This window comes from Flagellimonas olearia (genome assembly GCF_004150225.1).
In the GTDB taxonomy this organism is placed as follows: domain Bacteria; phylum Bacteroidota; class Bacteroidia; order Flavobacteriales; family Flavobacteriaceae; genus Flagellimonas; species Flagellimonas olearia.
In genome coordinates, this window is the sequence record NZ_ML142908.1 from 213,857 (window position 1) to 227,629 (window position 13,773).

14 protein-coding genes are annotated in these 13,773 nt (G+C 43.9%); 9 read left to right on the forward strand and 5 right to left on the reverse strand.

From position 1 onward, the window contains the following. Positions 1 to 48 precede the first annotated feature (48 nt). From proC to DN53_RS06260, 9 genes are all read left to right on the forward strand, one after another. Positions 49 to 843: a pyrroline-5-carboxylate reductase gene (gene proC / locus DN53_RS06220; RefSeq protein WP_129653533.1), complete on the forward strand. Its 795-nt coding sequence runs from the start codon at positions 49 to 51 to the stop codon at positions 841 to 843. 85 nt (positions 844 to 928) lie between these two features. Next, positions 929 to 2,056 (forward strand): aspartate aminotransferase family protein, encoded by a 1,128-nt coding sequence (locus DN53_RS06225; protein WP_129653534.1) that lies wholly within the window; start codon positions 929 to 931, stop codon positions 2,054 to 2,056. After that, the gene (locus DN53_RS06230; protein WP_129653535.1) at positions 2,053 to 2,994 is read left to right on the forward strand and encodes a Rossmann-fold NAD(P)-binding domain-containing protein; all 942 of its coding nucleotides are present in this window, start codon (positions 2,053 to 2,055) and stop codon (positions 2,992 to 2,994) included. Before DN53_RS06225 ends, DN53_RS06230 begins: the two co-directional genes overlap by 4 nt. Further along, on the forward strand, positions 2,991 to 3,737 hold the full coding sequence (locus DN53_RS06235; protein ID WP_129653536.1) for an SDR family NAD(P)-dependent oxidoreductase: 747 nt from the start codon (positions 2,991 to 2,993) through the stop codon (positions 3,735 to 3,737). Before DN53_RS06230 ends, DN53_RS06235 begins: the two co-directional genes overlap by 4 nt. A 1-nt stretch (position 3,738) precedes the next feature. Further along, positions 3,739 to 4,518: an acetylglutamate kinase gene (gene argB / locus DN53_RS06240; RefSeq protein ID WP_129653537.1), complete on the forward strand. Its 780-nt coding sequence runs from the start codon at positions 3,739 to 3,741 to the stop codon at positions 4,516 to 4,518. Further along, on the forward strand, positions 4,515 to 5,585 hold the full coding sequence (locus DN53_RS06245; protein WP_129653538.1) for a M20 family metallo-hydrolase: 1,071 nt from the start codon (positions 4,515 to 4,517) through the stop codon (positions 5,583 to 5,585). The genes argB and DN53_RS06245 overlap by 4 nt, the downstream gene beginning before the upstream one ends. A gap of 76 nt (positions 5,586 to 5,661) precedes the next feature. Next, positions 5,662 to 6,945 (forward strand): argininosuccinate lyase, encoded by a 1,284-nt coding sequence (argH, locus tag DN53_RS06250; protein WP_129653539.1) that lies wholly within the window; start codon positions 5,662 to 5,664, stop codon positions 6,943 to 6,945. A gap of 193 nt (positions 6,946 to 7,138) precedes the next feature. Beyond that, a complete protein-coding gene (locus DN53_RS06255) occupies positions 7,139 to 7,579 on the forward strand; it encodes a hypothetical protein (RefSeq protein ID WP_129653540.1) in 441 nt (146 codons plus the stop codon). Positions 7,580 to 7,691: 112 nt separating this feature from the next. Further along, complete coding sequence (locus DN53_RS06260; protein WP_129653541.1) at positions 7,692 to 9,287, forward strand: M1 family metallopeptidase; 1,596 nt, start codon at positions 7,692 to 7,694, stop codon at positions 9,285 to 9,287. A 7-nt stretch (positions 9,288 to 9,294) separates the two neighbouring features. On the opposite strand, the gene DN53_RS06265 is transcribed toward DN53_RS06260, so the two are convergent. The 5 genes from DN53_RS06265 to DN53_RS06285 all read right to left on the reverse strand — a co-directional run bounded on the left by DN53_RS06265 (position 9,295) and on the right by DN53_RS06285 (position 13,727). Then, positions 9,295 to 9,735 (reverse strand): heme-copper oxidase family protein, encoded by a 441-nt coding sequence (locus tag DN53_RS06265; protein ID WP_129653542.1) that lies wholly within the window; start codon positions 9,733 to 9,735, stop codon positions 9,295 to 9,297. 3 nt (positions 9,736 to 9,738) lie between these two features. Continuing rightward, positions 9,739 to 10,584 carry a pseudouridine synthase gene (locus DN53_RS06270; RefSeq protein WP_129653543.1) on the reverse strand — a complete coding sequence of 282 codons (846 nt, stop codon included), beginning with the start codon at positions 10,582 to 10,584 and terminating at the stop codon, positions 9,739 to 9,741. A 62-nt stretch (positions 10,585 to 10,646) separates the two neighbouring features. Further along, entirely contained in the window at positions 10,647 to 11,555 is a 909-nt protein-coding gene (locus tag DN53_RS06275) for a geranylgeranylglycerol-phosphate geranylgeranyltransferase (protein WP_129653544.1), read from the reverse strand. A gap of 9 nt (positions 11,556 to 11,564) precedes the next feature. Next, positions 11,565 to 12,503, reverse strand: coding sequence for a mevalonate kinase family protein (locus DN53_RS06280; RefSeq protein ID WP_129653545.1), 939 nt, complete (start codon positions 12,501 to 12,503; stop codon positions 11,565 to 11,567). A 138-nt stretch (positions 12,504 to 12,641) separates the two neighbouring features. Further along, positions 12,642 to 13,727 carry a diphosphomevalonate decarboxylase gene (locus DN53_RS06285; RefSeq protein WP_129653546.1) on the reverse strand — a complete coding sequence of 362 codons (1,086 nt, stop codon included), beginning with the start codon at positions 13,725 to 13,727 and terminating at the stop codon, positions 12,642 to 12,644. Positions 13,728 to 13,773 lie beyond the last annotated feature (46 nt).

Sequence of the window (13,773 nt, forward strand, 5' to 3'; positions counted from 1 at the left end):
CTGTCATATCGAGCGTAATCGAGATACGAGACCCCTAATTAAGAAAAAATGAAAATAGCCATCATAGGAACAGGAAATTTGGGATTGTCCATTGCCAAGGGCATTTTGCACAGCAATGGGGCCACCACCATGTACCTCACCAAGAGAAATACCAAATCCATCCAAGAATTTGAAAAGTACGGAAACGTCACGGTGACTTCGGATAACCAAGAAGCGGTAAAAAATTCCGATATCTTGATTTTTGCTGTACAACCCGGTCATTTTGCCACTATTCTCAAGGACGTCAAGGGCCTGCTCTCAGAAAAACATGTGGTAATCAGTACCATCACAGGATTTAGCATTCCAAAAATTGAAGAGATTATAGGCGCGGACAAATTCATCATCCGTAGCATGCCCAATACGGCCATTTCTGTAGGCAAATCCATGACCTGTATCTGTAGCAATGAGTTGGGTAAAAAACGGGTTGATTTGGCCAAGGCCATTTTTAACCGTATGGGACACACCATGCAAATTCCCGAGGAACAAATGCAGGCCGCTACGGTTATTTGCGCAAGCGGTATTGCCTTTTGGATGCGCTTGATACGCGCCACTACCCAAGGAGCCATTCAGTTGGGGTTTGATGCCAAGGAAGCACAAGAGTTGGCCATGCACACCTGCAACGGTGCCGCAAGCCTTTTGATCGAGTCCGGAAGCCACCCCGAAGAAGAAATTGATAGGGTAACCACCCCCAAAGGGTGTACTATTGAAGGCTTGAATGAAATGGAGCACCAAGGATTGAGCTCTTCCCTGATTCGCGGAATCGTGAGCTCATATGAGAAGATAAGCCAGATTAAAAAAGGATAAAACAATATGAGGTCGAGCGTAGTATTGACCTTCAACCATAAAAAACCATCTCTCGAATCCGTTCGAGGTGACCAGTAAAAAGATTATGAAATTATTTGACGTATATCCTCTTTATGATGTTACCCCTGTATCTGCCAAAGGCATTGAGGTATGGGACGATAAGGGGCAAAAATATTTGGATTTTTACGGGGGTCATGCCGTAATCTCCATTGGGCACACGCATCCACATTATGTGGCAAAGATCAAGGACCAACTTGATAAGATGGCGTTTTACAGCAATTCCGTGCAAAACCCACTTCAAGAGGAACTCGCAGAAAAATTGGGAAAATTGTCCGATTGCACGGATTATGACCTGTTCATGTGCAATTCAGGAGCCGAAGCCAATGAAAATGCGCTAAAAATGGCCTCTTTCCATACCGGGAAGGCCAAAGTGATTTCGTTCAAGAACAGTTTCCACGGCAGGACCTCGGCAGCAGTGGCCGCTACGGACAATCCCAGCATCAATGCCCCCATCAACCAGCAACAGGAAGTGACCTTTCTTCCCTTGAATGATTTTGATGCTTTTGAGCAAGCCATCACCTCCGATGCGTATTGCGCGGTGATTCTGGAAGCCATACAAGGAGTTGGTGGATTGGATGAACCTTCCACGGAATTCTATCGGTTCATTGCCCAAAAATGCAAGGAAAACCATGTGGTCCTGATTGCGGATGAAGTACAGTCTGGGTATGGCCGAAGTGGGAAGTTCTTCGCCTTTCAACACCACAATATCCAACCCGATATCATAACCATTGCCAAGGGCATGGGAAATGGCTTTCCTGTGGGCGGTGTGCTGCTCCATGAAACATTTAAGCCTTCATATGGACTTTTAGGCACTACCTTTGGTGGAAACCACTTGGCCTGTGCGGCCTGTTTGGCAGTCCTGGATGTCGTTGAAAATGAAGATTTGATTGCCAACGCGGCTAGTTTGGGTGCTTATTTTAAGGAAAAAGCTTCCGAAATCCCTCAAATAAAAAGCATAAAGGGCAGAGGGTTGATGATTGGACTGGAATTTGACTTCGAAGTGGCCGAGTTACGCAAGAAAATGATCTATGACCAACATGTTTTCACGGGAAGTGCCAAAAACAAAAAATTGCTTCGGTTTTTACCGGCATTGAACATTACCAAAGAGCACATCGACCTATTTTTTGAAGCCCTCAAAACTGTATTGAAATGAAAAACTACCTTTCCATAAACGATATAGATTCTCTCCCCGTATGGGTAGATGAAGCGATTACTTTAAAGAAAGACCCGTATCAATTTCAGGATTTGGGCAAGCAGAAGACCGTATGTCTTCTTTTTTTCAACAACAGTCTACGTACGCGTTTGAGCACACAGAAAGCGGCCATGCAATTGGGAATGGAGGTGATGATCATGAATTTTGGCAATGAGAGCTGGGCCCTGGAGTATGGAGATGGAACCGTTATGGATCAAGGCACATCGGAACATATCAAGGAAGCTGCACGGGTGGTTTCCCAATATTGTGACATTGTGGCCATTAGGGCCTTTGCCGGATTGGTGGACAAAGCCAAGGATGAAGCCGAAGAGGTCATCAATGGATTTGCCCAGTACGCTTCCATTCCGGTGGTAAACATGGAAAGTTCCGTGGGACACCCTTTGCAGGCTTTGGCTGATGCCATTACCCTAGCTGAACACAATGAAAAACCAAAACCCAAAGTGGTTTTGTCGTGGGCTCCGCATCCCAAGGCATTGCCCCATGCCGTGGCCAATTCATTTGTGGATATGATGAAACTCCAAGATGCCGATTTTGTAATCACACATCCAAAGGGATATGAACTCAATCCGGATATTACAAAAGGGTGTCATATAGAGTATGATCAGGACAAGGCCTTGGAAGACGCCGATTTTGTCTATGTAAAGAACTGGAGCAGTTACTCGGATTATGGTCAAGTGTTGAGCAAGGACCTTGACTGGACCATGACAGAACAGAAATTGGGAAAGGCCAAGTTTATGCATTGCCTTCCCGTAAGAAGAAATATGGTTGTGGACGATGCCGTGCTGGATAGCGATCAGTCTTTGGTCGTGGAACAGGCCCATAACAGGGTGTTCGCTGTACAACTTGTATTCAAAAAACTATTGGAAACCCTATCATGAAACTAAAGGACAAGGTCTGTATTGTTACCGGAGCCACCAGTGGTATGGGAAAAGCCATAGCTCGAGCCTTCTCCATGGAGGGCGCCAAATTGGTGCTGTCCGGTCGTAATCAGGAACGTGGCCAAGCCTTGGAAAAAGAACTCGCGAAAGCAGTGTTCTTGGCTGGTGACATTACCGACCCATCCTATAACGAACAATTGGTGTCAACGGCAATGGAGCGCTTCGGGAAATTGGATATGCTTTCCCTGAACGCCGGTATCCTGGGCCTTGGAAATGTCAAGGAACTTCCCATTTCTGAATGGCACAAAACCATCAACACCAATTTGAGTTCAATTTTTTACCTATCGAAATATGCAGTGCCCCATTTGCAAAACGGGGAACAGGGCCATATTTTGATCAACGCATCCATAGCAGCATTCAAGAGTTTTCCCAACCACCCCGCCTATTGTGCTTCAAAGGCCGCAGCCTTGGCATTGATGAAGCAAATGGCCGTGGACTATGCCCCAAAAGTAAGGGTAAATGCCATTTGTCCGGGGCCGGTGGACACGCCTCTGCTATGGGATTCCGCAAAAGCTTTCAACAACCCGGAGACGGCCGTGGAAAAGGCAAAGGAAGCCACTTTGCTGAAACGGCTGGGAACTCCTGAAGATATAGCAAAACTTGCACTTTTTATGGTCTCAGAAGATAGTTCATGGATCACTGGTACCGCAATAACCATAGATGGAGGAATTTTAAATGTATAGTATGAAACAAGCACTTTCCATAGTAAAAGTAGGAAGCAATTTGATTGAGGACGAGAAAGGGTTTTACCACATTTTGGGACTATTTTCCAAAATGCCGGGAAACAAGATAATGGTACATGGAGGTGGTAAAAAGGCCACGGAAATGGGAGGTAAATTAGGCATCAAGACCAAAATGATCAACGGTAGACGAATCACGGATGCCGCCAGTCTGGACATTGCCATTATGGTGTATGGAGGTTTGGTCAGTAAAAACATTGTGGCCCAATTGCAAGCTTTTGGCACCAATGCCATTGGAATGAGTGGGGCCGATGCCGATGCCATTAGAGCGCATAAAAGACCCATAAAAAAGGTTGATTTTGGCTATGTGGGCGATGTGGACATTGTTAATTCCTATGGTATCTTTAAGCTGCTACAGGCAGGTTTCACCCCTATTTTCTGTGCGTTGACACATGATGGCAAAGGCCAATTGCTCAACACCAATGCAGATACCATCGCGGCAGAAATTGCCATTGCCATGTCCGATCAATTTGACACCACACTGTACTACTGCTTTGAAAAGAAAGGGGTCTTACAAGACGTAGAGGATGAAAACTCCGTCATTCAACATATCGACACCAAAACGTATGATGAGCTTTTGGCCTATGGTATCATCTCCGATGGTATGTTGCCCAAAATGCACAATTGCTTTTACGCCCTTCGCAACCAAGTATCCAAAGTCTGCATAGGGGATTCGGGTATGCTCGAAGAAGGCAATTCAAATTTCACCACACTAACGCTATGAAAATTTCCCAAGACCAATTGACCCAAAAAGCCATTGAACTGTTAAAGCAGTTGATTTCCATTCCTTCATTTTCTGGGGAGGAAGACAAAACGGGGGATGCCATTGCTGCATTCCTTGAAGGGTTTGGCATTGAGGTACACAGACAGTATAACAATATCTATGCCTTCAACAAATATTTTGATGAGTCCAAACCCACTCTGTTACTGAACTCACACCACGATACGGTAAAGCCCAACAATGCCTATACCAAAGACCCTTTCCACCCTCATATCGAAGATGGAAAACTGTTCGGTTTGGGCAGTAATGATGCCGGTGGATGTTTGGTTTCCCTTCTTGCTACCTTTGTTAATTTTTATGAAGCCGAAGGATTAAGTCACAATATCATCATGGCGGCAACCGGCGAAGAGGAAGATGCCGGGGAAAAGAGCATTCGTTCCCTATTGCCCATTCTTCCCAACATTGATGTTGCCGTTGTGGGAGAACCCACCTTGATGGATTTGGCCATTGCCGAAAAAGGATTGGTGGTCTTCGATGCGGTGGTCAAGGGAACCCCATCCCACGCCGCACATCCCAATAACAACAATGCCATATACAATACCATTGATGTATTGCAATGGTTCAAGGACTGTTCCTTTGATAAAGTTTCCGAAGCATTGGGCGAAGTAAAATTGACCGTGACCCAAATCAATGCGGGCAAACAGCACAATGTGGTGCCGGCCCAAGTGGATATGGTCGTGGATGTCCGGGTGAACGATTGCTATTCCAATCAAGAAATTGCAGACCTTTTACAGAAAGAAGCCCCTTGTGAAATGACACCCCGTTCCCTACGTTTGAACTCCTCCTCCATTGATCCAGGACATGATCTGGTAAAAAGTGGATTGGCATTGGGCAGGGGCACTTATGGCTCCCCGACCTTATCCGATCAAGCGGCCTTGAGCTGCCAATCGGTGAAATTGGGGCCTGGGGACAGCACCCGTTCCCATTCGGCCGACGAATTTATCTTTGTAAACGAAATTGTAGAGGGGATTGACCTTTACATCAAAATCCTAACGGGATTTTTGCAATAAACAAATCACAATGAGCAATTAGCAGTTTACAATTAACCATTGCTTATTGCACATTGACAACTGACAATTGAATAGTATGAAACTCTGGGACAAAGGTTTTAGTACCGATAAAAAAATAGACCACTTTACCGTAGGCAACGACCGTGAACTCGATTTGGTTTTGGCCAAATATGACGTAATCGCTTCAACTGCACATGCCAAGATGCTGGGAAAAGTGGGATTGATCACCGAAGAGGAAACCAAGGATTTGGTAAAGGCACTGGGAGATATCGCCAAGGATATCGAAAAAGGAAAATTTACCATTGAGAACGATTTTGAGGACATGCACTCCAAAATCGAGTTTTTGTTAACGGAGAAATTGGGTGATACCGGAAAAAAGATCCATACGGCCCGATCCAGGAACGATCAAGTTCTGGTGGCCATGCAATTGTACCTCAAGGATGAGTTGAACGACATCAAAGCTCAGGTAAAAACATTTTTTGACCTATTGTTGAACCTTGCCGAAAAACACAAAAATGTTTTGTTGCCCGGGTATACACACCTACAAATTGCCATGCCCTCTTCCTTCGGGCTTTGGTTTTCGGCCTATGCCGAAAGTTTGGTGGATGATCTCTATTTTATAGAGGCCGCCCATAAGGTCGCCGATCAAAACCCTTTGGGAAGTGCCGCCGGATATGGAAGTTCCTTTCCCATAGACCGAAACTTTACCACTCAAGAAATGGGCTTTGACACCCTAAAATACAATGTGGTGGCCGCCCAAATGGGCCGTGGAAAAGTGGAAAAAGCCACGGCTTTTGGAATTTCCAGTGTAGCCGCCACCCTTTCTAAAATGGCCATGGACATCTGTCTGTACATGAGCCAGAATTTTGATTTCATCTCTTTTCCCAATGAGTTGACCACCGGAAGCAGCATTATGCCGCACAAGAAAAACCCGGATGTGTTTGAACTGATCCGAGCCAAGTGTAACAGAATCCAATCGGTGCCCAATCAGCTTATCTTGATCATGAACAATCTGCCCAGCGGCTATCACCGGGACCTTCAGTTGGTGAAGGAAGTGATCGTTCCCGCTTTGCAGGACATGGAGGCCTGTTTGGAACTGATGATCTTCAGCCTCAAGGAAATCAAGGTAAACGCAAACATTCTGGAGGACCCTAAATACGATTACCTCTTCAGTGTGGACACCTTGAACGAATTGGTAAAAAGTGGCATGCCGTTCCGGGATGCCTACAAGACCATGGGCAAGGCCATAGAGAATGGCAATTTTAAACCCAAACGAGACATTGAACACTCCCATGAAGGTAGTTTGGGGAATTTGTGTTTGAGTGAGATTAAAAAGAAAATGAATGCTCTTTTTGACTGAAATTTATCCCTGATTTTCATAATACAAATTTGTCATTCCCGCGAAAGCGGGAATCTTTTTTTCTGATTCATCAATTCAAATAGGGCATCCGTCAATTAGAGTAGAATTTATACAAGACAAACCCTAACTTCACTTATCTGTCGCTAAAGCGTAATTAAAACAACGTTTAGCTTAATAGTTATGCACAATAATAATGCCCAAAGAACATCTGGACAGAATTCTTCTAAAACACAAAGCCCAACCTGTTGGAACTGGATACATAGATATTATTATCAAGCAAGATAAATACCAATTGTTTATTCAAGACCTAATTGAAACGGGATTTGAAATTAAAGGTGTTTCTTGGTGGGAATGGTGTGAAGGCGAGAATGAATGTAATTACGGTTTAGGCGGGCCTAGAAGTAATTATTATAATGGTTGGTTTGCCGAAATACCAACTAAAGTGGATGACATTGAATTACAAGAATTAAACATTGAAGAGTCAATTAATAAGGTAATTGATCTAATTCAAAATAAATCAATTCAATTTTCTCATGAAACTGTTCAATTTAAAAAGTCAGATTGGTTAACACCAGCAATTTGGTTGGGCGTACCAGATGATTGGGAAAATAAAGCAGTGCATAACAACTCCTAAACGATAAGTGCCATTCCAAAAACTCCTTTTTTAATTTTTCCCTTCCCTTTAAAAAGTTACCAAGGCACTTCCCAAAATTGTATCTTGAGCCATCAACCAAAATGGTTTATTTATGCAACTTCGAACTGTTACCGCATTATTGGCTTTTATCTTTGTTTGCCTTACTGGAAATGCCCAAGACGTTTATCAAAAAAATGAGGTTGTAGATGTGCAAAACTATGTTTTTGGGCTTCACTTGAACGACGAAAACAATGAGATACAGGGAGAGGCTCAAATTGTGGTTTCCTTTAAATCCGAAACTGTTCCATTTGCTTTGGATCTCATTGAAAAGTCGGGGGAATTTGGCATGGAAGTCACCGAGGTTCTGGAAGGGACATCGCCTGCGAAGTATTCCTATTCCGAGAACAAAATCAACATCGTTCCTACTACATCCGAAAGCAAGACCCAGACCTATACCGTAAAGTACCATGGTATTCCTGAGCGGGGTTTGGTGATTTCCACCACCAAGTATGGGAACCGTTCCTTTTTTGGGGACAACTGGCCCAATTTGGCCCGGCATTGGCTTCCTTCCGTAGATCATCCGTATGATAAGGCCAGTGTGGAATTCCAAATCACCGCACCAGACCAATATGATGTGGTGGCGACTGGCAAAAAACTCGAAGAAAGTAATCTTGAGAATGGTTACAAACTCACCATATACCAAGAACCTGCTCCTGTGGCCACCAAGGTGATGACCATCGGGGTGACTGAATTTGCTTCTAGGTTACTAGGCGATGTCCATGACATTGAGGTGTCTGCATGGGTGTACCCGCAAAACCGCTTGGATGGTTTTGGCGATTATTCGGTCGCTACCAACGTGCTGGACTATTTTATCAATACCATTGGACCCTATTCTTATGCCAAACTGGCCAATATGCAGGCCAAAACCCAATGGGGTGGTCTTGAGAATGCCGGGACCATCGCCTATTTTGAGAATTCGGTGACCGGAAACAAGACGGTGGAACCTTTGATCGCCCATGAGATCGCGCACCAATGGTTTGGGAATTCGGCTACCGAGAAAAGTTGGAACCATGTGTGGCTCAGCGAAGGTTTTGCCACTTATTTCTGTATTCTTTATCTGGAAAGCGTGTATGGCGATGACCGAAGAAAGGAAGAACTGGCCATCGACAAAAAAGAGATTTTTGACTACTATCGCAATAATCCCTCACCCATTATAGACCTTACCATTAAAGATCCCATGCGAGTGCTAAGCACCAACACCTACCAAAAGGGCGGTTGGGTCTTGAACATGCTTCGGCACACGTTGGGTGATGAAACCTTCTGGAAGGGCATCCGCAAGTACTACGCCACCTATCAAAACAGCAATGCCTTGACAGGCGATTTCCAACAGGTGATGGAAGCTATTTCAGGTCAAGATTTAGAAAACTTTTTTCAGCAATGGCTGTTCACCAAGGGGCATCCCCAACTCAAATGGAAGTGGGAGTATAAAAAAGGTGAGGTTATTATGAACATTTCGCAAATGCAGGAACACCACACCTTTCTGTTTCCTTTGGAAATTGGTTTGGTCAAAGATGGCATTACCACCAATGAAACCATTCAAATGGACGAGCGTTCCAAAAGTTTCAAGATCAAGTCCAAAGACCAACCGGATTCCATTGTATTGGACCCCAACCAGTGGACCTTGTTTGAAGATATGGGAAAACTATAAGAGTGGATTACCGTTTTGCCAACAAGGTGGAGACAAAAATATTAAGGAAATACAGGGTTTGACCCACCAAAAACCCTAATACCAACACAAACCACGCATAATCGATTTGCTTTAGCAAAGCCAAATTTTCAAAGCTGGGTTCCGGGGAAATATAATTGGTAAGGGACATCAACAAAAAAGGCAAAAGGCTCAGTACAAAGTGCACCCAATGCATCCATGGAAACACCCTTATCTTTAACCTGAAAAGAATCCAATACCCCAATCCGCAGAGGCCAAACCATAGTCCGGCCAATATGAATAAATCCGCTTGGGCCATGACAAAATAGGTATCATGGATATTAATGTCGAAGTACGATCTGCCGAGGAAAAACTCGAAAACACCCGCAAGTGTAAAGAAACAAAGTGCCAATAACCAAAACCGGATATGGTAGAGCTTTGCTTTTTCCAAACCTTATTTGATCATTCGTAGATTAATAATCTCTTGCTCGGTCAAATGCCTCCAATGACCTCGGGGTAAATCCTTTTTGGTAAGTCCGGCAAAGATGACGCGGTCCAATTTGGTCACCTCATATCCCAAATGTTCAAAAATACGGCGCACAATACGGTTTCTTCCGCTATGGATTTCCACCCCTATTTCGCGTTTGGGCGCCCCTTGGATAAAACTGATGCTATCCACATCAATAGGCCCATCTTCCAGTTCCAAGCCTTCCTCAATCTTATGCAGATCGGATAAACTCAAGCTTTTATCCAAATGCACATGGTATATCTTACGGACCCCGTGCTTGGGATGGGTAAGTTTTTTGGTAAGGTCCCCATCATTGGTAAAGAGCAAAAGTCCTGTGGTGTTACGGTCCAACCGTCCTACGGGAAGTAATCTGGACTTGGAGGCACTCGAAACCAACTCCATTACGGTACGTCTTCCTTTCTCATCACTGGTCGTGGTGATAAAGTTCTTCGGCTTGTTCAAAAGGATGTATTCTTTCTTTTCGAGACTCAATCGCTTCCCATCAAACCGGACGTCATCAGAGCGTTTCACCTTATAGCCCATTTCGGTGACCACCTTTCCGTTCACGGATACATTTCCGGCGGCAATATAGGTGTCGGCCTCCCTACGGGAGCAGATGCCCGCATTGGCAATATAGCGGTTCAACCGAATCTCATCCGGGTTGGATTTTTTCTGTGGTGTATTTCCTTTTTCACGGGTATTGTACTTTTTGGCAAAGGGCTTTCGGTCGTTTCCTCTCCTGTTGCCGCCTTTTGGATTTCTCCTGTTCCCGCTATTGTCCGATCTCGTCATCAGTCATCAATTTTTTGCAAATGTAGTGTTTTTACCTCCCGAAAAACCTCTAGGGCAAACAATTACAGGATTCGGTTCAGAACGAGGTCCACATCAATCAGAAGAATGCTAAAAACGCCTGCTACGATGATAAACTTCAGGATGTTATGCAGCCAAACATAATCCCGCTTCCCTTGTGATTTCCATAAAAGCACCAAAAACAGCAAAAGCAGTGCAATACAGGCCATAAAATAAAGGTACATGTAGCCCACATCAAAAGTCTTGATCAGCAAAAGGGCTGGTACCAAGGTCAGGACGATGAGCAGACCAATCAAAAATTTGGAAACCTTTGGGCCATAAATAATGGGAATGGTCTTATAGTTCTGCGCCATATCGCCAGCCATATTTTCCAAATCCTTGATCATTTCACGGGCCAAAATCAAAAGAAATAGAAACAGGGCATGTACAAAAATCACGGTCTTAAAATTCTGATAGTACACGAATACCACAAAGAAGGGAGCAATGGCCAAAGTAGCCGATACCAGATTACCCAAAAAGGGAATGCGTTTCAACTTATGGGAATAGAACCAAATACCAAAAATGTAAGCCGAAAAGAACAATACCGCCTTAAACGAAATATAACTTGCCGCAAATACTGCCACGAAATTCAGGATAAAATAGGTGGTCAGCTTAAACCGCTGGCTCACCAACCGATCCAACATGCTTTTGGTGGGCTTATTGATCAAATCCTTTTCGGCATCATAAAAATTGTTGATGATATATCCGCTGGCAATGACCAAGGCAGAAGCGGTAACAATCAAAAAAAGATTAAGATCAAGCACCACCTGCCGAAGCGGGACATCTGGTGAAAGTATGTAGATGGAGGCCAGATATTGGGCCAAGGTAATCACCAAAATGTTATATCCACGCACCACAGAAAACAGACTCAACAGCTTAAAAAGCAAGAGTTTGTTCTTTCGACTGAGTAACATGGGATGATTTTAGAAGTTGTACACCACCTCTAAATTGTAGTCTTTGAGTGCCTTTTTGGCCTTCTCCAAATCTTGGGTGAAGCCCAGAATGTATCCACCACCACCAGACCCACAAAGTTTTAGGTAGTAATCGTTGGTTTCAATGCCTTGTTTCCATAATTGGTGGAACTTGGACGGAATCATGGGTTTGAAGTGATCAAAGACCACGTGGGAAAGTTGCTTCAGGTTTCCAAAAAGCGATTTGATGTTCCCGTTCAAAAAGTCCTCCACACAGGCATCGGTATGTTTTACAAATTGGTTCTTGACCATATTCCGGAATCCTTCCTGTTTCATCTTCTCCATAAAAATCTGCACCATTGGGGCAGTTTCTCCCGTGATTCCACTATCCAACAGGAATACGGCGCCTTTGCCATTGGTGTTTTGGGAGGGTATGCTGGTGGATTCAATATTATCCTTGGAGTTGATCAGGATGGGTAGGCTCAAGTAGCTGTTCAAAGGATCAAGACCGGAAGATTTTCCATGAAAAAACGACTCCATCTTTCCAAAAATCTCTTTCAATTTCAATAATTTGTCCCGGGTCAGGTTTTCAAGCACCGTGATTTTGTCCTTCGCATATTTATCATAAATGGCCGCCACTAAGGCACCACTACTTCCAATGCCGTAGCCTTGAGGAATAGAGCTGTCAAAATACATCCCGTTGGCAATATCCTCTTCCAAGGCTTGTAAATCAAAAGACACCAGACCTTCTTCCTGATCTTGGAGCTGCTGCAAATAGCCTGCAAAAGCCTTAAGGCTTTCGTTGGATTTAAGGGCTTGCCCAGATAAATCTTTACCGCTTTTTAAAGCTCCTTTGAAAAAATTATAGGGAATGGAAAGACCTTTGGAATCTTTAATGATACCGTACTCTCCGAAAAGTAGAATCTTGGAATAAAATAAAGGGCCTTTCATATACTACCGCTAAGATACAAACTATCTGTTTGATTATTAAACCAATCCGATGAACAAAACTGTTTTCCCTTCAAAATCTTGTGTCACCATCAAAATTTGGGGCAAAGAACGCAAAAAAACGGTTTCCTTGGGTTGGTTTTACAGTATTTTTCGTGCTCCTTGACCAATTCGGTCACAAATGTAGTGGCCATTCTCACAATGTTCAACCAATTCATCCTGAATAAATTGAATGGCTTTTTCCTTGACCGACTCTGGGTAGAGTACATGCACATTGGCCCCTGCATCCAAAGTAAAACAAATGGGAACATGGGTTTCCGAACGGTAGGCCCAAATCTTGTTGATGATCTCCAAAGTATCCGGTTTCATTAAAATGAAATAGGGCATACTGGTCATCATCATGGCATGTAGGGTAAGCGCCTCACTTTCCACAATCTTGATGAATTCCTCCACATCTCCATGGGCAAAGACCGACTTTAGCGCATCCAAATTTTCATGGGCTTGCCGAAACCTGTTCTCGGCAAAAGGATGTCCATGCATCAATTCGTGCCCTACGGTGCTACTGACCTGTTTTTGTCCTTTGTGGACCAACAAAATGGTATCGTGATAGTTCTTGAATACCGGATGTACCTCAAAAGGATATTTAATCCCGTATAGATTGGAGCTTTCTGGTATGTTTTCATGTTTTCCCCATTGAATCAAATCACCTTCTATACTCCTACAGGCACTTCCGGAACCCAAACGGGCCAAAAAGGATGCTTTCTTATTAAAAAAGGCCTTGTCCATATCAGGGCTCATTTGCTTTTCAATGTCCATGATGCACAAAGACAGTGCCGCCATACCGCTTGCGGAGGAAGCAATTCCACTACTGTGCGGGAAGGAATTGGAGGTTTCAATAACCAAGTGGTACTCCTTTAAAAAAGGAACATATGCCTCAATGCGTTCAAAAAAGGTTTGAATCTTGGGTTTGAAATCTTCCTTGGGTTTCCCCTCAAAAAGAAGGTCAAAAGAAAACGTGTCCGAGCTTTCCCCTTTTTTCTCGAATTTCATTGATGTGGTGGTGGCACACGCATCCAACGTAAAACTTATGGATGGATTGGCCGGTATCTGACGGGCCAATTTCCCCCAATACTTTACCAAGGCAATATTGCTGGGAGCCTTATAGGATACCTTTCCCTTCTCTGGAAAACGGGAATAGGTACTTTGGGAAAAGTCTTTTTCAGTCATGGGAAATATTTGGACAAATATAAGATAGCGTGTCTCTTACCGAAAA

Excerpts from the sequence above, each read along its gene's own strand:
- argB (WP_129653537.1), top strand. The coding sequence starts at position 3,739 with ATGAAACAAGCACTTTCCATAGTAAAAGTAGGAAGCAATTTGATTGAG.
- DN53_RS06285 (WP_129653546.1), bottom strand. The coding sequence starts at position 13,727 with ATGACTGAAAAAGACTTTTCCCAAAGTACCTATTCCCGTTTTCCAGAG.
- DN53_RS06260 (WP_129653541.1), top strand. The coding sequence starts at position 7,692 with ATGCAACTTCGAACTGTTACCGCATTATTGGCTTTTATCTTTGTTTGC.
- DN53_RS06270 (WP_129653543.1), bottom strand. The coding sequence starts at position 10,584 with ATGACGAGATCGGACAATAGCGGGAACAGGAGAAATCCAAAAGGCGGC.
- argH (WP_129653539.1), top strand. The coding sequence starts at position 5,662 with ATGAAACTCTGGGACAAAGGTTTTAGTACCGATAAAAAAATAGACCAC.
- DN53_RS06235 (WP_129653536.1), top strand. The coding sequence starts at position 2,991 with ATGAAACTAAAGGACAAGGTCTGTATTGTTACCGGAGCCACCAGTGGT.
- DN53_RS06225 (WP_129653534.1), top strand. The coding sequence starts at position 929 with ATGAAATTATTTGACGTATATCCTCTTTATGATGTTACCCCTGTATCT.
- DN53_RS06275 (WP_129653544.1), bottom strand. The coding sequence starts at position 11,555 with ATGTTACTCAGTCGAAAGAACAAACTCTTGCTTTTTAAGCTGTTGAGT.
- DN53_RS06280 (WP_129653545.1), bottom strand. The coding sequence starts at position 12,503 with ATGAAAGGCCCTTTATTTTATTCCAAGATTCTACTTTTCGGAGAGTAC.
- DN53_RS06255 (WP_129653540.1), top strand. The coding sequence starts at position 7,139 with ATGCCCAAAGAACATCTGGACAGAATTCTTCTAAAACACAAAGCCCAA.
- DN53_RS06245 (WP_129653538.1), top strand. The coding sequence starts at position 4,515 with ATGAAAATTTCCCAAGACCAATTGACCCAAAAAGCCATTGAACTGTTA.
- proC (WP_129653533.1), top strand. The coding sequence starts at position 49 with ATGAAAATAGCCATCATAGGAACAGGAAATTTGGGATTGTCCATTGCC.
- DN53_RS06230 (WP_129653535.1), top strand. The coding sequence starts at position 2,053 with ATGAAAAACTACCTTTCCATAAACGATATAGATTCTCTCCCCGTATGG.